We start from the raw sequence: 23,180 nt of genomic DNA on the forward strand, positions 1-23,180 counted from the left end.
GAAACCCTCCCGCAGTCTCCGCGCGCTACGGTGTGCCCGGTCCGCTCCGCCGGGTGGGCCGTCCGCCGTCGGAAGTGATTTATTGCCTTGCTGGCAGAGGCTTGGCAGCGCCCGCGAGCAACAGGGCCACCAGGATCGGAGCCCCGATGGCCAGCAATGCCAGATGGATGCCGGTCAGGTCTCCGAGGTACCCGAGCAGCGGGGGCCCGGCCAGGAACGCCACGTAGCCGATCGTGGAAACCACTGAGACCCTGGCTGCCGCATGCCGGGGATCGTCTGCAGCGGCGGACATTCCCATGGGGAACGCCAGCGCTGCCCCTAACCCCCACAGCGCAGCGCCAACGGCGGCCAACCATAGGTTGCCGGCGAACACGAACAGGGCCAGACCCGCGGCTGCTGTGGCCATGCTGCCGCGGAGCACGGCTACGCGGCCGTACTTGTCGATGACAGTGCCGCCGACGAAGCGCATGGCAGTCATGGCCAGGACGAAGAGGGCGAAGAGCAGTGCACCGGTTGACTCGGAGGTTGCCAGGCCGTCGACGGACGCCTTGGCGATCCAGTCGTTGCCCGCACCCTCGGTCAGCGTGGCACCCAGCACCACCACGCCTATCATCAGCGTCCGGCCGTCGCGCCATGCCGACGGGCCCCGCGGAGCCCCGGGGCCGCCGTCGGCCGGCTGCTCGGGAGCGGCATGCGGCAGGAAGTAGCGGGGCGTGACGAAGGTCAGCACCGCCACGGCGGCGGCGATGACCAGCAAGTGCTGCGGCAGGCCCACGCCCAGTCCGGACAGCCCTGCCCCGATCAAGGCGCCGAGGAAAGCGCCGCCGCTGAACGCCGCGTGGAACTTTGGCATGACAGTCTTGCGCAGCCGGTGCTCGACGTCGGCCCCTTCAACGTTTTGGGAAACATCCCACAGCCCGACGCCCATACCGAAGAAGAAGAGCGCGATCGCGGTGCCCGGCACTGATTGAGCGAGCAGCGACACGGCAATGCCCATGCTGGCCAAGGCGGCCAGGAAACCGCTGGCGCGAACGCTGTTGGCGGTGCCGATTCGGTTGATGACACGGCCGGCGGTGGGTAGGGCAATGAGTGAGCCAACGGCCGTGCACAGCAGCAGCGTTCCCATCTGCCCGGACGATATCCGGAGAATCTCCGTAACCGCCGGAATGCGGGCCGCCCAGCTGGCAAAGACTAGGCCGTTGGCGCCGAAAATAATGAACGTTGCCAATGCCGCGGCCGACACCTGCCGGCCGGCGAGCTGCTGGGTGGTAGTCATCCGACAACTCTATCGATGTCCCCCGGTTGTGCATGCCCCCGTCTGGGGACGGGAGGTGAGGGAGCGTTTGGGGAAAGGCGACGGGAGGTGAGGGAGCGTTGGGGGGAAGGCGACGGGAGGTGAGGGAGCGTTTGGGGAAAGGCGACGGGAGGTGAGGAAGGGTCAGGATTCCCAGCCGCTGCCGATACCGGGCGGTAGGGTGGGGAAATGCGACGAATGCTGCGCCGCGGACCCGGACGGGTTGCCGCCCTCGACCGCACGCTGATGCGGGCCGTCTCGGGCTTTCCGGGCGGGCACCATGACACCTTTTTCCGGCGGCTTTCGGCCTCGGCCAACAAGGGGAAGCTCTGGTTCGGCGTCGCGGCCGTGGCTGCCGCCATCCCGGGACGCACCAGGCGCGCGGCGGTGCACGGGCTGCTGGCCCAGGGAGTTGCGTCGGCCGTAACCAACCTCGTTTTCAAGACCCTGCTGCCCCGGGCCCGGCCGCTGCCGGAGCACTTGCCGGTGTTCCGCTTTGTCCATCCGCAGCCCACCAGCTCGTCCATGCCGTCGGGGCACTCGGCCTCCGCGGTGGCGTTCGTCCTCGGCACCGGACTGGTGCAGCCGGTGCTCGGAGCAGTGGTGGCCCCGCTGGCCGCCGGCGTTGCATACTCCAGGGTGCATACAGGAGCCCACTGGCCCTCCGATGTGCTGTTCGGTTCCGCTATCGGGGCGGGCGCAGCCCTCGTGACGAGGAAGTGGTGGCCGGTCCGGCCGCCCATGCCTGCCACTTCCAGGCGGCGGGTGGACGTCGCCAAAGTCCCGCAGGGCGAGGGTCTGAGCATCGCGGTGAACACGCTGGGCGGATCCTTCACGGAAGAAACAGCGGCCGCCCTGAAGGAAGTATTCCCACTCGCTCATACAACGCTGATGGCACCCGAAGACAACGTAGCCCAGCGGATGGCGGAGGCAGCCACTGTCCCGGGCATCCGCGCACTCGGGGTGTGGGGCGGGGACGGCACGGTGGGCACTGCCGCGGCTGCCGCCGTCGAACATGACCTTCCCCTGCTGGTGCTGGCCGGGGGAACCCTCAACCACTTCGCCCGCGACGCCGGAACCCCCTCCCTGGTGGAAGCGGTGGCAGCGGCGGAACGCGGCGAAGCCGCGCTGGCGGACGTGGGTGCCGTGGCTGTGGAACGCGGCCTCGCGGACGAGCCCGAGAAGGTGGAGCTCATCATGCTCAACACGGCGAGCATCGGGCTGTACCCCAACCTGGTGCGGCGCCGCGAACACCTGCAGCCCGCCCTGGGGAAGCCGCTCGCCGGCGTCATGGCGATGTTCCGGACCTTCGCCGTGGAGAAGCCGATCACGCTGATCGTCAACGGCGTCCGGCACAGGCTGTGGATCATGTACCTGGGCCGCGGCCGCTACTACCCGCGGGATCACGCCCCGCTCTTCCGCCCCGTGCTGGACGACGGCGTGCTTGACGTCAGGATGATGACCGCCGACGAGTCCTTCGCCCGGCTGCGGATGCTCTGGTCGGTGCTGACCGGCACAGTGGCGACGTCCCGGATCACCCACCTCACCGAAGCCACCCGCGTCCGCGTGGAGTGCGGCACAGCCCCCATGGTGCTTGCCGTGGACGGCGAAACCATACCCGGCGTCCGTGCCGCTGAGTTCACGCTGAAGCGCGCAGCCCTGCGTTACTACTCACCGGCGGAAGGCAGCTGACGCCGGGCCGCTGACCGCCGGCCGCTCATCCCACCGGATGATGCCGGAACCCTGATTCACCCCTGAATCATCCCTGAGACCGGCGAATTCGGCAGGCGGCGTCGGTAGCGTGGAACGTGCACACCAGACAGCACGCCCGCAGCTACGCAAAGGAAAGCTTCCATGATTGAGGCAGAAGGCCTGACGAAGGTCTACGGCGACAAAACCGCCGTCGGCGGCGTCAGTTTCACCGTCCAAGCCGGGCAGGTCACCGGCTTCCTGGGACCCAACGGGGCCGGCAAGTCAACCACCATGCGCATGATCATGGGCCTGGACACCCCGACGGCGGGAACGGTCACCGTCAACGGCGTGCCGTTCGCCCGGCACACTGCACCGCTGCGCGAAATCGGGGCGCTGCTGGACGCCAAGGCCGTCCACACGAGCCGCTCCGCGTACAACCACCTGCTGGCCATGGCCGCCACCCACAGCATCCCGCGGAAACGGGTGCACGAGGTCATCGACATGACAGGCCTCGCGGACGTAGCCCGGAAGAAGGTCAAGGGTTTCTCCCTGGGCATGGGCCAGCGGCTGGGCATCGCCGCCGCACTCCTCGGCGATCCGCAGACCATCATTTTGGACGAACCGGTCAACGGCCTCGATCCGGAAGGCGTGGTCTGGGTGCGGAACCTCGTGAAGTACCTGGCCTCCGAGGGGCGCACGGTGTTCCTCTCCAGCCACCTGATGAGCGAGATGGCCCTGACCGCCGACCACCTGATCGTAATCGGCCGCGGAAAGATCATCGCCGACGCCCCCATTAAGGACATCATCACGGGCAAGGGCCAGAGCCGGACGCGGGTGCGCTCCGACCAGCCCGACCGGCTCATGAACGTCCTCGCCGGAACCGGGGTCTCGGTGGAGCTGCAGGACCACGAACTCCTTGAGGTCACGGGCCTGGATCCCCGCCAGATCGCCCGCAGCGCCCTGGACAACCACGTCCTGATCTACGAACTCACCCCGCTCCAGGCGAGCCTCGAAGAGGCCTACATGGAGCTGACCAAGGACGAGGTCGAATACCACTCGCTGATCACCACGGGAGCCCCGGTTCCCGCCCAGTCCGGAGGCAACTGACGCCATGAGCACATCGACTTCCACCCAGCCTGCCGCCCGTTCCGGCCGCGCCGCCGCCCGCAACGCAGCAAGCCCGGGGCCCGGTCCAAGCTTCTTCCGGGTCCTGAACTCCGAATTCATCAAGTTCCGCACGCTTCTGTCCACAATGATTTTGCTCGCTTCGACGGCCGTCGTCATGGTTGGCTTCGGAGCACTGTCCGCCTGGGGAACAGGCCAGTTCGCGGACCAGGCCAGCTCCGATCCGGAAGCGGCCGCAGCCATCGCGGCACAGGGCGGTGACCTCGCCGTCACGGTCCCCACCTCCGGCGTATCCTTTGCGCAGCTGATCTTGGGTTCACTGGGCGTCCTGCTCATGAGTTCGGAGTTCACCACCGGCATGGCCCGCTCCACCTTCGCGGCCGTACCCAAGAGGCTGCCGGCGTTCGTCGCCAAGCTCGTGGTGGTGATCGTCAGCGCCTTTGTCCTGACTGCGGTGTCCACCTACATCGCCGGCCTGGTGGCGGTGCCGATCCTGGACAACTTCGACCTCAAACTCGACCTCGCCAGCTCGCAGTCGGTCAAGCTGCTGCTCGTCACCAGCGCCTACGTGGCCGCGGTGGCCGCAATCGGCATGGCGCTCGGGACGCTGCTCCGGAACTCAGCCGGCGGCATCATGGCCCTCGTTGGCCTGTTCTTCGTGGCACCGATCGCGTTCCAGCTCATTCCGGGTGACTTCTTCGAGGAGGCCCGCAAGTACCTCCCCGGCAACACGATCACTCCAATGACCGCCGTGGAGCACGTCCCGGACACGCTCGAAGTCTGGCAGGCCGCTCTCGTGCTGGGCGCCTGGGTGGCGGTGCCGGTGGCGCTGGCCATGATTCTGCTGAAGAAACGGGACGTCTAGCCGCACCCAGGCTCTGCCCATGATTGACACCTTTGCCGTGAAGGACGCGCCAGCCACCCCGGCTGACGCGTCCTTCGCCGAGCTTGCTGCCCGTCGTCGGGGCCGGCTCCGGCGCTACCTCCACCGGCGTCCGCGGGTGATGGATGCGGTGGTCGTCGCCTGCTATGCGCTGCTGGTGGTGCCCACTGTGGTCGACGCGGTGAACGCGGGCCGGTGGGCCGCTGTCGGGCTGCTGGCCGCCGTGGCGCTGTCCCTGTTCCTGCGGCGCCGGTGCCCGGTGGCCGTGGTGGTTTTCATCGCGGTGGCTGAGGTTGGCGTGAGCCTGCTCCACCCGTGGGGATCCAATGTTTCCGCCGGACTGTGGTTCTCGCTCTACGCGGTGGCCGTGGTCCATACCCGCCGCTTTGCCCTGGTCACGATGGCCCTGGCCACCGCGCCGCTGGCCCTGCTGTACTTCCTGGCCGCCGTGGGGCCGCTTGAACGGGAGCTGCCCAACCCGCCCGCCTCGCCCGAAGAGTTCCATCTGGTGACCAGCATTGCCGCGGGCACCAGCATCGCGTTTTCCAACATCATCGCCACCGGAATCGGCATTTCTGTCCGCCAGCGGCGTGAGCATGAGCAGGAAGTTGCGGCGTGGGCGGCCCAGGCTGCCCGCCTGGGCTCGGTTAACGAACGCAACAGGATCGCCCGGGAGATGCACGACGTCGTGGCCCATTCGCTGACCGTCATGGTCGCCCTGTCTGACGGGGCCGCCGTCGTGGTCCGCAGGGATCCTGAACGCGCGGCGGAGGTGCTCGCTGAGCTGTCCCGTACCGGCCGCGCCGCCCTGACGGACATGCGCCGGGTGCTCGGCGTCCTGCGGGATGACGCGGCCGGCGGCCAGGCGCCCCGTGAGCCGCTCACGGACGGCGCCAGCCTAGGGAAGCTGCTGGACGGCTTCCGGACCGCCGGCCTTCCGGTCCACTACTCGCACACGGGCCCGGCGCTGCCGGACGACGTGGCCCTCCAGCTGACGGTGTACCGGATCGTGCAGGAATCGCTCACCAACGTGCTGCGCTACGGCCGGGCACTGGGCCGGGTGGACGTGCTGGTGGTGCGCGAGGATTCCACGGTCACCATTGAAGTGCTCGACGACGGCCGGGGCACCGTTGACGCCGTCATCCCCGGCGGGACGGGACAGGGCCTGACCGGAATGAAGGAACGGGCCGGAATCTACGGCGGTACGGTGGAGGCGGGGCCCGTGGCCGGCGGCGGCTGGCGTGTGCGGGCGGTCCTGGCACTGAATGGCAACACGCTGGCCGGGAAGATGCGGGACGGCAACTTGGAGAACGGCAAATGGGGGAACGAATGAACGAGTCCGGGCGCCTCCGGGTCCTGCTGGCGGATGACCAGCCGCTGCTGCGGATGGGCTTCCGGCTCATTCTGGAGGGCGAGGACGGCCTCGAGGTGGTGGGTGAGGCCTCCGACGGTGCGGACGCCGTCCGCCAGGTGGGCCAGCTCGATCCCGACGTCGTGCTCATGGATGTCCGCATGCCCACACTCGACGGAATCGAGGCCACCCGGGCCATCACCGGTTCAGGCTCGCGTGCCAGGATCATCATCCTGACCACCTTCGACCTGGACGAGTACGCGTTCGCCGGGCTCCAGGCCGGAGCCTCGGCCTTTCTGCTGAAGGACGTGGCACCCGCGGAGCTGGTCCAGGCCGTGCGGGTGGTGGCCAGCGGAGACGCGGTGGTGGCGCCCCGAGTCACCCAGCGGCTTCTTGAGACGTACGTCCGCGGCACCGGACCGGCCCCCGCGCCGGATGGTCCGGACATGGCGGCCCAGCCTGCCGCGGTGCCCGCTCCACGCGACCCGCTGCTGGAGGACCTGACGCCACGGGAAACCGAGATGCTGGAGGCGATGTCCGAAGGGCTGTCCAATGCGGAGATCGCGCACCGCTATTTCCTGTCCGAGGCCACGGTGAAGACACACGTGCGGCGGATCCTGACCAAGCTCCACCTGCGGGACCGTGTCCAGGCCGTGGTCTATGCCTACGAGACCGGCCTGGTGACCCCGAGCAACCCGGACTACTGAGGCGACTGACTGAAACAGGCTCCACAGCTTCCGCACAGCGCTGCCCTATGCAGGCCATAGCCCGCTGGAGTTGGATGGTGCCATGACAACCGCACCCCGCAGACCCGATGGACAGCAGCCACGGCACGAGCCGCACCCCAACCATGACCGCGGCCTCGAATTCGATCTCTCCACGCTGATGTCCCGACGGTCGCTGGGCATGTTCCTCGGCGCCGGCACGGCGGCCGCTCTGGCGGCGTGCACGCCAGGCGGGTCATCGCCCGCACCGTCGGGATCGCCGTCGGCTTCCGCCAGCGAAACCGCAAGCACCACGGCCACCGCCACCACAACGACGGCGGCGCCGGCAGCTTCCGCAACCGCCTCGGCTTCTGCGTCCCCCACCGTGACCCGTGCGATCGCCGAATGCGGCGTCGAAATTCCACAGGAGACGGCCGGACCGTACCCAGGCGACGGCTCCAACGGACCGAACGTCCTGGAAGCCTCCGGCGTGGTCCGGCAGGACATCACCTCAAGCTTCGGCACATCCAGCACGAAAGCTGACGGTGTGCCCCTGACAGTCACGCTTAGCCTGCTCGACAACGCCAACGGCTGCGTTCCGCTGGCCGGCGCGGCCGTCTACGCCTGGCACTGCGACAAGGAGGGGCGGTACTCGCTCTACGATTCGGGTCTGGAAAACGAGAATTTCCTGCGCGGCGTGCAGGAGGCGGACGCCAACGGGCAGGTCACCTTCAAGACCATCTACCCGGGCGCCTACAACGGCCGCTGGCCGCACATCCACTTCGAAGTGTTCGAGTCCATGAACAACGCCACGGCGGCAGGCCAGGTGCTTGCTGTCTCGCAGATCGCCCTGACCGACGCCGCCTGCCGCCAGGTCTATGCCTCCGCGGGCTACGAAACCAGCGCCCGGAATTTCCCCAACACCACGCTGCAGTCGGACAACGTGTTCGGCGACGACGGCGGCATCTACCAGCTGGCCACCATGACCGGTTCCGTCTCCGGCGGCTACACGGCGGGGCTGAACGTCACGATCTAGGGCAGCGCTAGACTCGGAGCCATGCCTCTCCACTCCTCCGCAGCAGAGCACATCCGGGACCTGGGCGACTACGTCAGCGCCTCGCCGTCGAGCTTTCACGCCGCCCATGAGGGCGCCCGGCGCCTCACGGAGGCAGGCTTCACCGGCCTGGACGAGCTGCAGCCCTGGGATGCCACGGCAGGGAAGTTCTACGTCGTCCGCGACGGTGCGCTGATTGCCTGGGTCACGCCCGAAGGCGCCGGGCCCACCAGCGGCTTCAACATCCTGGGCGCCCACACGGATTCGCCGTCGTTCAAGCTCAAGCCCAAGCCGACCACCGGCCGGTACGGCTGGCTCCAGGCCGGCGTCGAGATCTACGGCGGACCGCTGCTGAACTCGTGGCTGGACCGGGAACTGCAGCTGGCCGGGCGGCTCGTGATGCTCGACGGCACGCAGCATCTGACCGCCACCGGGCCGCTGCTGCGCTTTCCGCAGCTGGCCATCCACCTGGACCGGGGCGTGAACGACGGCCTCACCCTCGACAAGCAGCAGCACATGAACCCGGTGTTCGGGCTCGGCGACCCTGCCGGCGAGGACCTGCTGGCGGTGCTGGCCGAGCGGGTTTCCGGCGGGGGCGCACCTGTCGACCCGGCCCGGATCGGCGGGTACGACGTCGTCATCGCGGACACGCAGCCGCCTGCGGTTTTCGGGGTCAAGGGTGAGTTCTTCGCCTCCGGGCGCCTGGACAACCTGTCCGCCACCCACGCCGGGATCACGGCATTGATCGCGCACGCTGACGCTTCCGACGGCGGCCCGGCGGCGTCCGGGGGAACCGCACCGATTGCGGTGCTCGCCGCCTTCGACCACGAGGAAATCGGTTCGGCGTCCCGGTCCGGGGCGTGCGGGCCGGTTCTGGAAGACATTCTGGTCCGGATCTCGGACGGGCTGGGCGCCTCGGCGAGCCAGCGGCGGCAGGCGTTCGCGGCGTCGTTCTGTGTTTCTGCCGACGCCGGCCACGCCGTCCACCCCAACTATGCCGAACGGCACGACCCCGTCAACCGCCCCGTCCTCAACGGCGGGCCGCTGCTCAAAATCAACGCCAACCAGCGGTACGCCACCGATGCCGCGGGGGCTGCGCTCTGGGCGCGGCTGTGCGCAGAGGCCGGCGTTCCCTTCCAGGAGTTTGTCTCCAACAACGTGATGCCGTGCGGTTCCACGATCGGCCCGCTGACGGCTACCCGGCTCGGCATCAGGACCGTGGACGTGGGTGTTCCCCTGCTGTCGATGCACTCGGCCAGGGAGCTCTGCGGCGTCGAGGATCCGCACCGCCTGGCCCGGGTGGCTGAGCTGTTCTTCGGAGCCCCGGCGCACGCGTAGCGGCGAGGCACCAAGTTTCGCCGTCGTTACAAAATTGCCTACTGGGCAACCTTTGTTGCATCCTCATGTCCGCGCTTGGGAGGATGCCCGTTTTGGCCTCCCCTAAACTGGTTGATTGCACAGCCCGGAGTAACCCGCGGCTCGCTTAGTGTGAAACGCACAGTGTGGTCCCCGGCACAGACCCTGCCGCCCGGCCACCGCCCAAAACCTGCAATCAAAACGAGGATGGCGCAGCCATGCACGCTGACCAACAACTGTCGAAATCCCTAAAGCCCCGGCACCTGTCGATGATCGCCATCGCGGGCGTCATCGGCGCCGGCCTGTTCGTCGGCTCCGGCGCGGCCATTCAGCAGGCCGGCCCCGGCATCCTGCTGGCCTACATGGCCGCAGGCATCGTGGTCATCCTGGTCATGCGGATGCTGGGCGAGATGGCGGCCGCGAACCCCGAAACCGGATCCTTCTCCACCTACGCGGACAAGGCGCTGGGCCGCTGGGCGGGCTTCAGCATCGGCTGGCTCTATGCGTGGTTCTGGATCATCGTGCTGGGCATCGAAGCCACGGCCGGCGCCGCGATCATGCACCGCTGGGTGCCCGGCATCGACCAGTGGGTCTGGGCCCTGGCGCTCATGGTCCTGCTCACGCTGACCAACCTGGGCTCGGTGAAGTCCTACGGGGAGTTCGAGTTCTGGTTCGCCTCCATCAAGGTCACGGCCATCATCCTGTTCCTCCTTTTCGGGGTGGCGGCGATCCTGGGCCTGGTTCCGGGCGTTCCGGCGCCGGGCCTGAGCAACCTGACGGGCAACGGCGGTTTCCTGCCCAACGGCCCGGGAGCCGTGCTGGCCGGAATCCTCGTGGTGGTCTTCGCGTTCTTCGGGGCGGAGATCGCCACCATCGCCGCCGGTGAATCCGAAAACCCGGTCGAGGCGGTTAAGAAGGCCGTCAGGTCCACGGTCTGGCGCATCCTCGTGTTCTACATCGGCTCCATCGCGATTGTTGTCACGCTGCTGCCCTGGAACTCCGCCAACGTGGCCAAGAGCCCGTACGTCGCGGTCATCGAGCTGTTCGGGATCCCCGGCGCGGGCACCATCATGGACGTCGTGGTGTTGACTTCGGTGCTGTCCTGCCTGAACTCGGGCCTCTACACGGCCAGCCGCATGCTGTTCTCGCTCTCGAAGCGCGGCGACGCCCCGAAGTCGTGGACCCGCATCTCCAAGCGCGGCGTGCCCGCCGCGGCGGTGCTGGCCTCCACCGTGGTCGGCTTCGTCACCGTGGGTCTGAACTACATCGCCCCCGAGACAGTCTTCCTGTTCCTGGTGAACACCTCCGGCGCCATCGCGCTGTTCGTCTGGCTGGTCATTGCCACGTCCCAGCTGGTGCTGCGCCGCCGGATGGGGGCTGCAGCCAAGGACCTGACGCTGAAGATGTGGTTCTTCCCCTACCTCACCTGGCTGGCGATCGGCAGCATCGTGGCGCTCATCATCGGCATGGTGATCCTGGACTCCACCCGTGAGTCGCTCCTGCTCTCCGTGGCCCTGGCTGTCGTGGTGGTCGGCATCGGTGTGTGGCGTTACCGCAAGGGCGGTCGCGGGAAGGCTGAGGCGGACGCCGCCTCCGCAACGTCCACCGCTGACCGCGAAACGGCCGCCCAGGAAGCCGAAGATGCAGGCGTGGGGGCCGGGCCGGCGTCGTAATCACGTCCCGTACCTGTTCTTCAAACGATCCGCCCGGTTGGCCGTAACGGCCAACCGGGCGGATCGTTTTTGTGTGGGGATCAGCCCTGTCTGGGGGCGAACATGATGACGGCGACGCCAATGAGGCAGACGGCGGCACCGATGAGGTCCCAGCGGTCGGGCCGGAAGCCGTCCAGAAGCATGCCCCACACAAGGGAGCCGGCGATGAAGACCCCGCCGTACGCAGCCAGCACCCGGCCGAAGTGGGCATCAGGCTGGAAGGCGGCCACGAAACCGTAGAGCCCCAGCGCCACGATTCCGAGTCCGGCCCACCACCATGCCTTGTCCTCCCGCACGGCCTGCCAGATCAGCCAGGCTCCGCCAATCTCGGCCACGGCAGCCAGGGCGAACAGGAGTACGGATTTCAGAATCGTCATGGCTCCAGTATTCCGCGCAGGTTGTCCACATAGCCGGGCCGGCACTTCCTGCCCACTGCCGGGCCCAGTAGCCTTGGAGCTGTCCGAATCGCGGAATTCCTCGCCGATGCACTAAGCTAGTGAAGTCTGTGCTGCGCCCTGGTCCATTTTTGGGTGTGGGCGCGTACGGCATCGCAAATGAACCTCCTGTTACGGAAATACCGTAACCGCTTAGCCCAAAGGAGGTGGGTTCACATATGCGTCCTTACGAATTGATGGTAATCATCGACCCCGAGGTCGAAGAGCGTACCGTAGAGCCGTCGCTTCAGAAGTTCCTGAACGTCATCACGAACGATGGTGGAACCATCGAAAAGGTTGACATCTGGGGCCGTCGCCGTCTGGCTTACGACATCAAGAAGAAGTCCGAAGGTATCTACGCCGTGGTGAACTTCACCGCGACGCCGGCTACCGCCAAGGAACTTGACCGCCAGCTGGGTCTCAACGAGACCATCATGCGCACCAAGATCATCCGCCCCGAAGAGCAGAAGGTTGTTGCTGAGTAATTTCAGCTCCCAACTTTCATTCTTTACCCCGCAGGAACGAACAAGGAGGCAGTAGATGGCAGGCGAAACCACTATTACGGTCATCGGTAATCTCACCAATGACCCCGAACTGAGGTTCACACCGTCAGGTTCGGCAGTAGCGAACTTCACCATTGCGTCCACGCCTCGCACCTTCGATCGCCAGTCCAATGAATGGAAGGACGGGGAAACCCTGTTCCTCCGTGCTTCGGTATGGCGCGAGGCAGCAGAAAACGTCGCCGAGTCCCTCACCAAGGGCACCCGCGTGATTGTTTCCGGCCGCCTGAAGAGCCGTTCCTACGAAACAAAGGAAGGCGAGAAGCGCACCGTTATCGAGCTCGAAGTCGACGAAATCGGCCCGAGCCTGCGTTACGCCAATGCCAAGGTCAACCGTACCCAGCGCTCCGGCGGCCAGGGCGGTTTCGGCGGCGGCAACAGCGGCGGATTCGGTGGCGGTGGATTCGGTGGCGGCCAGGGTGCAAACCAGGGCGGCAACACCGGAGGAAGCTGGGGCGGCAACCAGCCCGCAGCGCAGCAGGAGGACCCGTGGGCCACGCCCGGGGTCAGCAACGCTGGCGGCGGATGGGGCAACGGCCCGGATTCCGAACCTCCCTTCTAAACAACAAAACAAAGGTCCGGCGCAGCATCCGCCAAAGCGTTCCATCCGGCACGCTCTGCTCCTGCCGCGGTCGGGCCACCACCATCCCGTGGATCACGATTCACGGGCTCCCTAGAATAGGAGCTCCACGATGGCTAAGGCTGAACTCCGTAAGCCCAAACCAAAGTCCAACCCCTTGAAGGCCGCTGACATCACCGTCATCGACTACAAGGACGTAGCATTGCTGCGCAAGTTCATCTCCGACCGCGGAAAGATCCGCGCCCGTCGCGTCACTGGCGTCACGGTGCAGGAACAGCGCAAGATCGCCCAGGCAATCAAGAACGCCCGCGAAGTTGCCCTGCTGCCCTACTCCGGCGCTGGCCGGGGCTAAGGAAAGGGATTAACTAACATGGCAAAGCTCATTCTGACCCACGAAGTAACCGGTCTCGGTGCTGCTGGCGACGTCGTCGAGGTCAAGGACGGTTACGCACGTAACTACCTGCTGCCCCGCGGTTTCGCCCTGACCTGGTCGAAGGGTGGCGAGAAGCAGGTTGAGTCCATCAAGGCTGCCCGCGCTGCCCGCGAGCACGCTTCCCTGGAAGATGCTCAGAAGCAGGCCGCCGCTCTGTCCGCCAAGCCGGTCAAGCTGGTTGTCAAGGCCGGCGAAAGCGGCCGCCTGTTCGGCACGGTCAAGCAGGCCGACGTCGCCGACGCTGTTGAGGCCGCAGGCCTTGGCAGCATCGACAAGCGCAAGGTTGAACTGCCGGCTCACATCAAGTCGGTCGGTTCCTACCAGGCCAACGTCCGTCTGCACGACGACGTTGCCGCTGTGATCGAACTCGACGTAGTCGCAGGCAAGTAGTAGGTCCGGCGTTTGCCGGATCACTCCGCAGTCCTGAACTGCTGACGGCCCCCGCCGTCGGATTCCTCCGGGAATCCGACGGCGGGGGCTTCGTCGTTCCGTCGGCTTCCGGCGGGCTGCCTACCGGCTGTGCAGGACCGTGGTGCCGTATCGGTAGCCGATGCTGATCATCTCGGCCAGCACGGCTTCATCGACGTCGGCGAGCTTGTTGATGTAGAGGCAGCCGGCGCCGGTTTTGTGCTTTCCCAGACGGTCGAGGAGTGCAGCCGACTGCGGTGCATCCGTCAGGCCATACAGCGAGAGGCTGGCTTTTCGGGGAGAAAACCCCACCGCGGCAGTGTCGCCTTCGCGCCCGGTGGCGTACTTGTAGTGCACCCGGCCGAATCCGACGATCGTGGGACCCCACATCTCCGGTTCCTGGCCCGTCAGTTCCGCCATGAGGGCACGCAGGCGCAGGCCGTCCTGCCGGCGCACCGGGTGCCGCACAGCCGCAATGAAGTCGTCCGCCGAAACCCCGGTCACCTGTGTCTTGTTCTCCGCCATGGACGCAGTGTACTGGGCCGCCTGCTGGGCAGCGGAATAAAGGACGGTCGTCCCGGGTTGAGCGAATAGATGCAAACGCATATACAGCGCCGATCTGAGGAGACCGCCATGGAGACCCGCCGCGTAACCGTTCTGTCCGCCGGCCTGGGAGTGCCGTCGTCGACCCGCCTGCTGGCCGACCAGCTGGCCGCCGCCGCCACACGGGAGCTCACGGCTGCCGGGTACGAGGTGGCCACCCACGTTGTTGAGCTCCGAGACCTGGCCGTGGACATCGCCAACAACTTCGTCACGGGCTTCGCCCCGCCCCGGTTGGCAGAGGCGATCGCCGGTGTCGAGGCCTCCGACGGCATCATCGCGGTGTCACCGGTGTTCAGCGCGTCCTACAGCGGGCTTTTCAAGTCCTTCATTGACGTACTCGACCCCAAGTCGCTGGACGGCAAGGCTGTCCTCGTGGGGGCCACCGGCGGCACGGACCGACACCAGATGGTGCTGGACCACGCCATGCGCCCGCTGTTCAGCTACCTGCGCACGCGGACCGCGGCCACGGCCGTCTTCGCCGGCCCCCAGGACTGGGGATACACCGACGACGGCGGTACCCCCCTTTCGGTGCGGATCGAACGGGCGGCGGCAGAGTTCAGCCGCCTCCTGGAAGGGGACCAGCCGGGCCGCAAGCCGGCCCTGCTGGAGTCGCTGCCCTTTGAACAGCTGCTGGCCGGGATCTCCGGTGGGCAGTAAGGCGAACTAATCGCAGCACCCGCTCGTTGTGCCGGGCATGAAATGTCCCATTGATTCTTCGGACCTGGTCATGAGCGAACGCAGCGGGGTGGAAATCGACTACTGCCCGCAGTGCCGGGGTGTGTGGCTGGACCGCGGCGAACTGGACAAAATCATCGACCGGGTCAACGGCCGTGCGCCGGCGGCACCTCCGGCGCCCGTGCCACCAGCTCCGGCGTCACCCGCGCCGGGCATGGTTCCTCCGCCGCTGTACGGCAACGTGGAACCGCGGCGTGACCAGCCGCGGTACGACGACCGCGGCTATGGCAGGGGATACGACCGTGACAAGGGGTACGACCGCGACTATGACCGGCGGCGCCATAAGAAGAAGGAAGGCTGGCTGGGGGACCTGTTCGACTTCTAGGTGCTCCGGCCGCCCGGCGGCAGTTAGTCGTCCAGCAGGGCGATGAATTCGCGCGCCTGCTTCATGGTGATGTCTGAGTGCCGGGTCAGCGCCGTGGCGGCCGCTTCGATGTTGCCACTCTTGGCCAGCGTGCGGATGCGGCCGTAGATCTCGTCATTGAGCATGTTGCTGCTGACCTCCCGGGTGACATCGCCTTTGCTGGCGATGGCCCGGTACCGGTACGGGAACCGCTGCGGGGGCTCGTCGTCGTCCTCGGGTTCGCTGGTCTCCTGTGCCGGTGGGCGGAAAGGCTGCGGGTGGGCTGCCAGCGCTGCCACCGCGTCCCGAGATGAGCGCAAGCCCTCTCCTGACACCTCGTAGTACAGCTTGATCGCCGCCATGGCCTGGCCTTGGGCGATGAGCGCATACAGCCGCCGGTGTTCATCCTCGGACAGCTTGGCGGCGGCCTCCCGTGCCAGCTCTGCAGACTCCACCGGCGGTTTGGCCGGTTCCCTGACCGTAGCGCGGCGGCGGCTCAACGCACGTGCCGCCAGGACCACGGCGACGGCCACGGCCACGAGGATCAGGAAGGGGATCAGGAGCGATTCCATGGTTACAGCCGATCTACATATTGCTTGGCGGTCAAAAGGTTGGAATGGGTGGCCTGACGCAAAAGCCTGATCGCCTGGATCTTCTGCCCGTTGCGCACCAATGTCTGCAGCTGCAGCGCCAGTTGCGGGTTCAGCGTGGTCCCGGGCGCAAGTGCCGCGGGGTACGAGCCGTGCGGGTAGTCAGGATGTCCTGGAGGTGACGCCGGACGATGCTGATCCTGCTGGATCTGCTGCTGCCGGTTCTGGCTTGGCAGGGCTGCCGCCTCCATGCGTGCCCGGGCCGCCAGGGCCGCCTGAACCTGGGCTGCGTAATGGGCTTGGGAACGCCGGGCCAGATCCAGCTGGTAGCGGTCCGCGTCGGACATGCCCCCATCACGCGGCTTCAGTGCCGTAGCGAGAGCCCAGAGGGCTGCAGCGAGGACAAGGGCAGGAACCAAGACTGTCAGAACGTCGCCCATACCTAGAGCTTAACGCCAGATCCGCGTTATCCACAGCATATGCCCGCCTGCGCATGGTGCGGCCCCGTGGTGCTGCCGGTTGTGACCCTGGGCCGGAAGATTCGTCCAGGCGGCATGCATGCAGCGACGGCTCCGGACATATGCCGGTGATCCGTATCACAAAATGGGAATGGAGGCGGCGAAATCGCCCTCCAACGGTGGAATTACCCGCCAGTATCCCCAGTAGGCGGTTAAGGCTGTGGATGAAGGTTGGTGAAAAAATTAAACTTGTCCACAGCAAAATTTGAATGTTTCCGCAGGTCAGACGGCATATATGCCGCAAAGAAACTTTCTATCCACAGCTTCCCCCACAGGCTGTGCACAAGCAGCAGTAGCTTGTACACACGTTATCCACAGAGGTGCGGAACTGCGGGCTTTGTGAGTGGCCAGCCGGGCGCTAACGTAGCGGAGACACCCCATTCGGGTGAGTTTTCCCTTCCGGCCTGAAGACCGGAGCCGGCGATTACCCGGACTCCGGCATATTCGTGCTGCCCTGTGGAAAACCTGTGGATGAGGCGTCGCCGGGGTTCAACCGCCCGGACCGAAAAATGTCAGGGCCTGCTGGTGTAGTTGCATTAGCCCGGGCAGCAGATTCGCTGCGCGGCCCACCCACGGCACACGGCACACGCGCCGCAGTCCTCCTGCACGGACTGCGGACACAATGGAGGACGGCAGCTTTGTCAGTTACGCACCTGGACTCAATCGAAGGTACCCGCGAATCCGAGGGCAGCCGTAAACCTCCGCAGGACATTCCGGCAGAACAGTCCGTCCTGGGCGGCATGATGCTCTCCAAGGACGCCATTGCGGACGTCGTTGAGATCCTGCGGGGGCAGGACTTCTACCGCCCTGCCCACGAAACCATCTACGAGGCCGTCATCGACCTCTACGGCCGCGGCGAACCCGCGGATGCCGTCACAGTGTCCGACGAGCTGACCAAGCGCGGAGAGATCAACCGCATCGGCGGTCCCGCCTACCTCCATGAGCTCATCCAGACGGTACCCACGGCCGCGAATGCAGGCTACTACGCCGAGATCGTGGCAGAGCGCGCCGTGCTCCGGCGGCTGGTCAATGCGGGCACCAAGATCGTGCAGCTCGGCTACGGGCAGGACGGCGAGGTGGAAGACCTGGTCAACCAGGCCCAGGCGGAGGTGTACGCGGTCGCCGAACGCCGCACAGCGGAAGACTACGTCGTCCTGAAGGACGTCATGGAGTCCACCGTGGATGAGATCGAGGCCTCAGGCCACCGCGGCGAGGGCATGGTGGGTGTCCCCACCGGCTTCTATGAGCTCGATGAGCTGACCCACGGCCTGCACCCGGGCCAGATGATCGTCATCGCTGCCCGACCGGCCGTTGGTAAGTCCACGTTCGCGCTGGACTTCGCCCGTTCGGCCGCCATCAAGAACAACCTCGCCACGGTGATGTTCTCCTTGGAAATGGGCCGCAACGAGATCGCGATGCGTTTGCTGTCCGCCGAGGCCACCATCGGCCTGCAGGACCTCCGCAAGGGCACCATCAAGGATGAGCAGTGGTCCAAGATCGCCACCACCATGGGGCGCATGAATGATGCCCCGCTGTTCATCGACGACAGCCCCAACATGTCCCTCATGGAGATCAGGGCCAAGTGCCGCCGGCTCAAGCAGCAGCACGACCTCAAGCTCGTGATCCTCGACTACCTGCAGCTCATGAGTTCGGGCAAGAAGGTGGAGTCCCGCCAGCAGGAAGTCTCCGAGTTCTCCCGTGCGCTGAAACTGCTCGCCAAGGAGCTGCAGGTCCCCGTCATCGCGCTGTCCCAGCTGAACCGTGGCTCTGAACAGCGCCAGGACAAGCGTCCCATGGTCTCCGACCTGCGTGAATCGGGGTCCATCGAGCAGGACGCCGACATGGTGATCCTGCTGCACCGCGAGGACGTCTACGACAAGGAGTCCCCGCGCGCGGGTGAGGCCGACATCCTCATCGCCAAGCACCGTAACGGCCCCACCAAGGACATCGTGGTCGCCTTCCAGGGCCATTATTCGCGGTTCGCCAACATGGCGGGGGATGCCGGCGGAGGCGGCGGCTTCTAGGCTGCGGTGGTGTTGCTAGTGCGGTTGCGACTGCAGCAGGTGGTTGGGCAGCCTGTTTCCCGGGGCTGCTGCCCTGATTTCCAGGAGCTCCCGTGCGTGGGCGTGGAGCCGCTTGTCCTCCTCGGACACGGGGGTCCATGCAGGGACGGGGACTGAGGTGCCCTCGGCGTCGCGGGCAACCATGACGGTGAGGCAGTACGTGGTCAGGTTGAGTTCGCGGCCCTTGGGGTCCCCGGAGCGGACGTGTACGGCAATGTGCATGCCCTTGGTGCCCGTGTAAACCAGCCGGGCCTCCACCTCCACCACGTGGCCGATCAGCAGCGGCCGGTAGAAGCGCACGCCGCCGGAAAAGACAGCCACTGTGTCCCGGCCGCAGTAGCGTGAGGCGCAGACATATGCGGCCTCGTCGATCCATTTCATGACGATCCCGCCGTGGACTTTTCCACCCCAGTTCACGTCGGTGGGTGCCGCCATGAACCGCAGGACGACGCGCTCGGCGGTGCCGGCGTCGGTATATTCCTGGGCGCTCATGGCTTCGACGATCTGCTCGCGGATCCCGATCCGGGCCAGGGCGTGGTCCCGCTGTTCCAGCTCCTCCGGCGTTACCGGTTCGAACGGCCTCACCGGGACGGGTTTCCCGTCCTCGCCCACCGCTACAAAGATCACCATGCACTGGCTGCGCATGGTGGCTGGCCCGCCCTTGGGATCCCCGGAGGAAACTACCGTTCGGATGTGCATGGAGGAGCGGCCCGTGTAGACGATGGTGGCCGTGACCTCAACCATGTCGCCAATGTTTACTGGATCGGCAAAGTGGATGTTCCCCACATAGGCGGTGACGCAGTAGGACTTGGCCCAGCCCACGGCGGCCGCATAGGCGGCCTTGTCCACCCACTCAAGCACCGTTCCGGCGTCAACGGATCCGCTGTGGCCCACGTCCATGGGGGCGGCAAGGAATCGGAGGGTTACTGAGTTGGCGTCAGTCTCGCTCATGGTCGCAGTTTACTGACCGCTCTGCTGCGGGCGGATCCGGGCCTTCACAATCCAGCGCACCGGCGCCATAAGAGACGGCCGGCCCGTGCAGCCCGCGTCATGAAAGAGAAAGAGTCGTTCCCATACTAACGATAATGATTATCATTAGTGCATGTTGACGAGACGATTCACACTTGCTGACCCGATAGCCAACCACCGACGCGACCGCCCAAACGAGCCATTCACGAGGCCGTTCGCAAGGCTGCCAGCCAAGCCACTAAACCCGCGCAGGCCCCCGCTCGCGGCGCCGCTGACGGCGGTCTGCGGAGTTGCCCTGCTGCTGTCAGGCTGCGCCGCCGGCCCCGCGCAAAGTGCCGCCGAAAATTCCGCCAGCCCCTCCCCGCGCGGGGAGACCGCAGAACCCACTGAGCTTCGGGCCCCAAAACCGCGCCTGGCCTACACGTACGCCGGCGGCCTCGGAGTGCTGGACGCTGCAACCCTTGAGCCCGCGGGAGACGTCGCGCTGGACGGCTACAACCGCATTAGCCCTGCCGGGGACGGCCGCCACGTCCTGGTGGCGGCGGGCGACTCGTTCCGCGTCCTGGATGCGGGTACCTGGACCGAGCGCCATGGCGACCATGGCCATTCCTATGCCGCCCGGCCCGCGCTGGCGGATCATGCGTTCGAGGCGAGCAAGCCGGGCCATGTGGTGCGGCACGCCGGCAGGACCGTCCTGTTCAGTGACGGGTCCGGCGCGGTGCAGTCCTTCGAATCGGCCGCCCTCGGAGGGCTGGCGGAAGACGGGCTTCCGGAAGTGTCCACCTACACCGCGCCCGAGGCCCACCATGGCGTGGCTGTGGAGCTGGAGGACGGCAAGCTGCTGGTGACCGTGGGGGACGAGAATGCCCGCAGCGCTGTGGCACTCCTGGGCCCCGCCGCTGGGACGGCCCGGGAGCGCAAGCAGGTCCTCCGGAGCCAGAGCTGCCCCGGCGTCCACGGTGAGGCTGTGGCTCGCGAAAACACCGTGACCTTTGGATGTGAAGACGGGATGCTGGTATTCAGGGACGGGAAGTTCTCCAAGATTTCCAGTCCTGACGCCTATGGCCGGATGGGAAACCAGGCCGGTTCGGCGGCGTCGCCCGTGGTGCTCGGGGACTACAAGGTGGACAAGGAAGCGGTTCTGGAGCGGCCCACCAGGATTTCGCTGGTGAACACCGACACCAAGGCCCTGAAGCTGGTGGAGCTTGGTACGAGCTATTCCTTCCGGTCGCTGGGCCGCGGGCCAGCCGGGGAGGCGCTGGTCCTCGGCACTGACGGCGCGCTGCACGTTCTCAATCCGCTGACCGGCGCCACCATGTCCACCGTCCCCGTCGTGCCGGCCTGGCAGGAGCCCGAGGCGTGGCAGGACCCGCGGCCCACCTTGTATGTCCAGGGCTCCACCGCCTATGTAACCGAGCCGGCGACCCGGAAACTCCACGCCGTGGACCTGAACGCGGGAAAGGTCATTCGTACTGCGCAGCTGCCACACTCGCCGGATGAACTGACCGGCGTCACCGGCTGAACCAAGAGCAGTTGGCCGAATCAACAGCGACCGGCAGAACCGATTGAAGAAAAGCAAAACGACGGCGGCCGCACACCGGGCGCCGAAGCGCCAGGCGAGCAGCCGCCGTCGTTGTTTTCCGGACAGTCACCGCCCTTGGGCGATGCTGTGTTTCCGGGAGTATTAAGCGAGGACCTTGAGCTTTGATTCGCGGCGGCCGAAGAGGGCAGCGTCCGCCGAAAGGCGGCCGGCTCCGGCCACGGCGATGGCTGCTGCCCCGGCTGCCAGCAGGAGGACCAGCTCGTAGCCGCCGGTGGCGACGAAAACTCCGGCCGAGGCGTGGACGAGGAAGAGGGCGCCAAGCATGTCCAGGGCGAGCAGGGCAGCGAAGACGCGAGTCAGCACGCCGAGGATGAGGGCGATCCCGCCCGCCAGTTCCAGGGTGGCGACGATCGGGGCGGCGACCTCGGCGGCCGGAACACCCATCTTGGCAAAGGATGCCTGTGTGCCGGCGATGGTGAATTCGCTGAACTTCTGCCAGCCGTGCGCGGCGAAGAGGAATCCTGCGATCACCCGCAGGATCGTCAGTGCAGTGGTGGTCTGGGTGGACTGGTTCATGGAGATTCTCACCGTTCGGATCGATTGGGGGGTTGTCTCTTTGGGCACGCGGTCAGGAGCGCGCAGGGTGAAGCTTCCCTTCCACTGTCCCGAAATTTTGTTGAAGTGTCAACTAATGTGTCGTGGGTATCTTTCGCCCTCGCCCGCTGCCTGGGCCGTTAGGCTGGCTCCGTGCCCCAATCGCCTTCCGCCGCCGTTTCCATTCCAAAGCCCGAGAGCCACGGCCGTGAAATCCTCCGGCTTGCCGTTCCCGCCTTTGGCGCGCTGATCGCCGAGCCGCTCTTTCTGCTCGCCGACTCGGCCATCGTGGGCCACCTGGGCGTTGCCCAGCTGGCCGGCGTCGGGCTGGCCTCGGCGGTGCTGCATACTGCGGTGGGGCTGATGGTCTTCCTGGCCTACTCCACCACACCCGCCGTGGCGCGGGCGGTAGGGGATGGCCAGCTGGGCAGGGCGCTGGCTGCCGGGCGCGACGGCGTCTGGCTCGCCTTGCTGCTGGGCACCGTGCTGGCCCTGGCCGGGTTCCTCGCCGCGGAGCCGCTGATCGGACTCATGGGGCCGACTCCGGAGATCCGCACCTTCGCCGTGGATTACCTGCGCTGGTCCATGCCCGGGCTGGTCGCGATGCTGCTGATCTTCGCCGGGACAGGCGTGCTGAGGGGGCTGCAGGACACCCGTACGCCATTGGTGGTGGCCACGGCGGGATTCTCGCTGAACATCGTGCTGAACCTCGTGTTGGTGTACGGCCTCGGACTTTCTGTGGTCGGATCCGCGGTGGGAACCAGCATTGCGCAGTGGGCCATGGCCGCGGTGTATCTGGTGATGGTGCAGCGCAACGCCCGGCATCACGGCGTCAGCCTGCTGCCCGACTGGCATGGGATCCGGGCCATGACCCAGGTGGGCTCCTGGCTCATGCTGCGGACGCTGAGCCTGCGCACCGCCATCCTCGCCACCGTCCTCGTGGTCACGGCCCAGGGTGCCGTGAACCTGGCCGCCCACCAGCTTGCCATGACTGTATTCACCTTCCTCGCCTTCGCGCTGGACGCCCTGGCCATTGCCGCGCAGGCGCTGATCGGCAAGGAATTGGGGGCCGCCAACCCCGGCAAGGCCCGGATCCTGACCCGGACCATGATCCGCTGGGGCACCGGCTTCGGTGTGGCCACCGGCGTGCTGCTCGCCGCGGTGGCCCCGTTCGCCGGGGCCCTCTTCACGTCCGATTCCGGCGTCCAGTCGGTACTGACCGCCGCCCTCTGGGTCCTCGCCGCGGGTCAGCCTCTCGCCGGGTACGTGTTCGTCCTCGACGGGGTGCTGATCGGCGCCGGCGACGCGAAGTATCTGGCGATTGCCGGCGTCGTAAATCTTGCGGTGTACCTTCCGCTGCTGCTTGCGGTGCCGCTGGCCGGGGCCGGCGGCGCGGCGGCGCTGATTTGGGTGTGGGTGGCTTTTTCGCTGGGCTACATGTGCGCCCGCGCCGTGACGCTGGGACTCCGCGCCCGGACGGACCGCTGGATGGTGCTTGGTTCATAGGTTGCCGCCTGGATTCGCCGCCACAGGCTGGCGCACTGACATGAAAATTAACGGTTGTGGTTTCTTAGCCGGCTTGTTGCAAGGGTTCGAGAATGACTTGGTAGCCCAGGGACTCGAGCTGTCCGATCGC

At 66.6% G+C, this 23,180-nt stretch carries 24 protein-coding genes; 17 read left to right on the forward strand and 7 right to left on the reverse strand.

Features of this window, described 5'->3' with window-relative positions; all coding sequences use genetic code 11:
- Positions 1–79: 79 nt before the first annotated feature.
- Positions 80–1,276 (reverse strand): MFS transporter, encoded by a 1,197-nt coding sequence (locus tag ACFRAU_RS19400; RefSeq protein ID WP_378001113.1) that lies wholly within the window; start codon positions 1,274–1,276, stop codon positions 80–82.
- A gap of 207 nt (positions 1,277–1,483) precedes the next feature.
- On the opposite strand from ACFRAU_RS19400, the gene ACFRAU_RS19405 reads away from it, so the two are divergent.
- From ACFRAU_RS19405 to ACFRAU_RS19440, 8 genes are all read left to right on the forward strand, one after another.
- Complete coding sequence (locus ACFRAU_RS19405) at positions 1,484–2,986, forward strand: bifunctional phosphatase PAP2/diacylglycerol kinase family protein (RefSeq protein ID WP_378001114.1); 1,503 nt, start codon at positions 1,484–1,486, stop codon at positions 2,984–2,986.
- Positions 2,987–3,148: 162 nt separating this feature from the next.
- Positions 3,149–4,093 (forward strand): ABC transporter ATP-binding protein, encoded by a 945-nt coding sequence (locus ACFRAU_RS19410; RefSeq protein WP_378001115.1) that lies wholly within the window; start codon positions 3,149–3,151, stop codon positions 4,091–4,093.
- Between the two features lie 4 nt (positions 4,094–4,097).
- The gene (locus tag ACFRAU_RS19415; RefSeq protein WP_378001116.1) at positions 4,098–4,976 is read left to right on the forward strand and encodes an ABC transporter permease; all 879 of its coding nucleotides are present in this window, start codon (positions 4,098–4,100) and stop codon (positions 4,974–4,976) included.
- A gap of 19 nt (positions 4,977–4,995) precedes the next feature.
- Positions 4,996–6,327: a sensor histidine kinase gene (locus ACFRAU_RS19420; protein ID WP_378001117.1), complete on the forward strand. Its 1,332-nt coding sequence runs from the start codon at positions 4,996–4,998 to the stop codon at positions 6,325–6,327.
- Entirely contained in the window at positions 6,324–7,052 is a 729-nt protein-coding gene (locus ACFRAU_RS19425) for a response regulator (RefSeq protein WP_377994874.1), read from the forward strand. Before ACFRAU_RS19420 ends, ACFRAU_RS19425 begins: the two co-directional genes overlap by 4 nt.
- Before the next feature lie 82 nt (positions 7,053–7,134).
- Complete coding sequence (locus ACFRAU_RS19430) at positions 7,135–8,085, forward strand: intradiol ring-cleavage dioxygenase (RefSeq protein WP_378001118.1); 951 nt, start codon at positions 7,135–7,137, stop codon at positions 8,083–8,085.
- 21 nt (positions 8,086–8,106) lie between these two features.
- Entirely contained in the window at positions 8,107–9,441 is a 1,335-nt protein-coding gene (locus ACFRAU_RS19435) for a M18 family aminopeptidase (RefSeq protein WP_378001119.1), read from the forward strand.
- Positions 9,442–9,677: 236 nt separating this feature from the next.
- Complete coding sequence (locus ACFRAU_RS19440) at positions 9,678–11,132, forward strand: amino acid permease (protein ID WP_377994877.1); 1,455 nt, start codon at positions 9,678–9,680, stop codon at positions 11,130–11,132.
- An 80-nt stretch (positions 11,133–11,212) separates the two neighbouring features.
- On the opposite strand, the gene ACFRAU_RS19445 is transcribed toward ACFRAU_RS19440, so the two are convergent.
- Positions 11,213–11,548, reverse strand: a complete 336-nt coding sequence (locus ACFRAU_RS19445) for a YnfA family protein (protein WP_377994878.1) — start codon at positions 11,546–11,548, stop codon at positions 11,213–11,215.
- Positions 11,549–11,784: 236 nt separating this feature from the next.
- On the opposite strand from ACFRAU_RS19445, the gene rpsF reads away from it, so the two are divergent.
- From rpsF to rplI, 4 genes are all read left to right on the forward strand, one after another.
- Complete coding sequence (gene rpsF, locus ACFRAU_RS19450; RefSeq protein ID WP_003800148.1) at positions 11,785–12,090, forward strand: 30S ribosomal protein S6; 306 nt, start codon at positions 11,785–11,787, stop codon at positions 12,088–12,090.
- Positions 12,091–12,145: 55 nt separating this feature from the next.
- Positions 12,146–12,727: a single-stranded DNA-binding protein gene (locus tag ACFRAU_RS19455; protein ID WP_377994879.1), complete on the forward strand. Its 582-nt coding sequence runs from the start codon at positions 12,146–12,148 to the stop codon at positions 12,725–12,727.
- Positions 12,728–12,857: 130 nt separating this feature from the next.
- Positions 12,858–13,097: a 30S ribosomal protein S18 gene (gene rpsR / locus ACFRAU_RS19460; protein WP_003800144.1), complete on the forward strand. Its 240-nt coding sequence runs from the start codon at positions 12,858–12,860 to the stop codon at positions 13,095–13,097.
- A gap of 18 nt (positions 13,098–13,115) precedes the next feature.
- Positions 13,116–13,568 carry a 50S ribosomal protein L9 gene (rplI, locus tag ACFRAU_RS19465; RefSeq protein ID WP_076799464.1) on the forward strand — a complete coding sequence of 151 codons (453 nt, stop codon included), beginning with the start codon at positions 13,116–13,118 and terminating at the stop codon, positions 13,566–13,568.
- 120 nt (positions 13,569–13,688) lie between these two features.
- On the opposite strand, the gene ACFRAU_RS19470 is transcribed toward rplI, so the two are convergent.
- A complete protein-coding gene (locus ACFRAU_RS19470; protein ID WP_378001120.1) occupies positions 13,689–14,111 on the reverse strand; it encodes a DUF1801 domain-containing protein in 423 nt (140 codons plus the stop codon).
- A gap of 108 nt (positions 14,112–14,219) precedes the next feature.
- Here ACFRAU_RS19470 and ACFRAU_RS19475 point away from each other — a divergent pair, with 108 nt between their 5' ends.
- Both ACFRAU_RS19475 and ACFRAU_RS19480 read left to right on the forward strand, forming a co-directional pair.
- The gene (locus tag ACFRAU_RS19475) at positions 14,220–14,846 is read left to right on the forward strand and encodes an FMN reductase (protein WP_378001121.1); all 627 of its coding nucleotides are present in this window, start codon (positions 14,220–14,222) and stop codon (positions 14,844–14,846) included.
- Positions 14,847–14,883: 37 nt separating this feature from the next.
- Positions 14,884–15,249: a zf-TFIIB domain-containing protein gene (locus ACFRAU_RS19480; RefSeq protein WP_378001122.1), complete on the forward strand. Its 366-nt coding sequence runs from the start codon at positions 14,884–14,886 to the stop codon at positions 15,247–15,249.
- Positions 15,250–15,272: 23 nt separating this feature from the next.
- Here ACFRAU_RS19480 and ACFRAU_RS19485 read toward each other — a convergent pair whose 3' ends face one another.
- Together ACFRAU_RS19485 and ACFRAU_RS19490 are read right to left on the reverse strand one after the other, a co-directional pair.
- Positions 15,273–15,839 carry a hypothetical protein gene (locus tag ACFRAU_RS19485; RefSeq protein ID WP_378001123.1) on the reverse strand — a complete coding sequence of 189 codons (567 nt, stop codon included), beginning with the start codon at positions 15,837–15,839 and terminating at the stop codon, positions 15,273–15,275.
- Between the two features lie 2 nt (positions 15,840–15,841).
- Positions 15,842–16,297, reverse strand: coding sequence for a hypothetical protein (locus tag ACFRAU_RS19490; protein ID WP_378001124.1), 456 nt, complete (start codon positions 16,295–16,297; stop codon positions 15,842–15,844).
- Between the two features lie 716 nt (positions 16,298–17,013).
- On the opposite strand from ACFRAU_RS19490, the gene dnaB reads away from it, so the two are divergent.
- On the forward strand, positions 17,014–18,399 hold the full coding sequence (dnaB, locus tag ACFRAU_RS19495) for a replicative DNA helicase (RefSeq protein WP_236805906.1): 1,386 nt from the start codon (positions 17,014–17,016) through the stop codon (positions 18,397–18,399).
- A gap of 15 nt (positions 18,400–18,414) precedes the next feature.
- Here dnaB and ACFRAU_RS19500 read toward each other — a convergent pair whose 3' ends face one another.
- Positions 18,415–19,389, reverse strand: a complete 975-nt coding sequence (locus ACFRAU_RS19500; protein WP_378001125.1) for an acyl-CoA thioesterase — start codon at positions 19,387–19,389, stop codon at positions 18,415–18,417.
- A gap of 319 nt (positions 19,390–19,708) precedes the next feature.
- On the opposite strand from ACFRAU_RS19500, the gene aztD reads away from it, so the two are divergent.
- Positions 19,709–20,929 carry a zinc metallochaperone AztD gene (aztD, locus tag ACFRAU_RS19505; protein ID WP_378001129.1) on the forward strand — a complete coding sequence of 407 codons (1,221 nt, stop codon included), beginning with the start codon at positions 19,709–19,711 and terminating at the stop codon, positions 20,927–20,929.
- Positions 20,930–21,091: 162 nt separating this feature from the next.
- Here the strand turns inward: aztD and ACFRAU_RS19510 are convergent, their stop codons facing one another.
- The gene (locus ACFRAU_RS19510) at positions 21,092–21,526 is read right to left on the reverse strand and encodes a DoxX family protein (protein ID WP_378001126.1); all 435 of its coding nucleotides are present in this window, start codon (positions 21,524–21,526) and stop codon (positions 21,092–21,094) included.
- Positions 21,527–21,697: 171 nt separating this feature from the next.
- Between ACFRAU_RS19510 and ACFRAU_RS19515 the strand changes: the two genes are divergently transcribed.
- Entirely contained in the window at positions 21,698–23,050 is a 1,353-nt protein-coding gene (locus ACFRAU_RS19515) for an MATE family efflux transporter (RefSeq protein ID WP_378001127.1), read from the forward strand.
- Positions 23,051–23,180: the final 130 nt, after the last annotated feature.

It is taken from the genome of Arthrobacter sp. NPDC056691 (genome assembly GCF_042791415.1).
GTDB lineage: Bacteria > Actinomycetota > Actinomycetes > Actinomycetales > Micrococcaceae > Arthrobacter.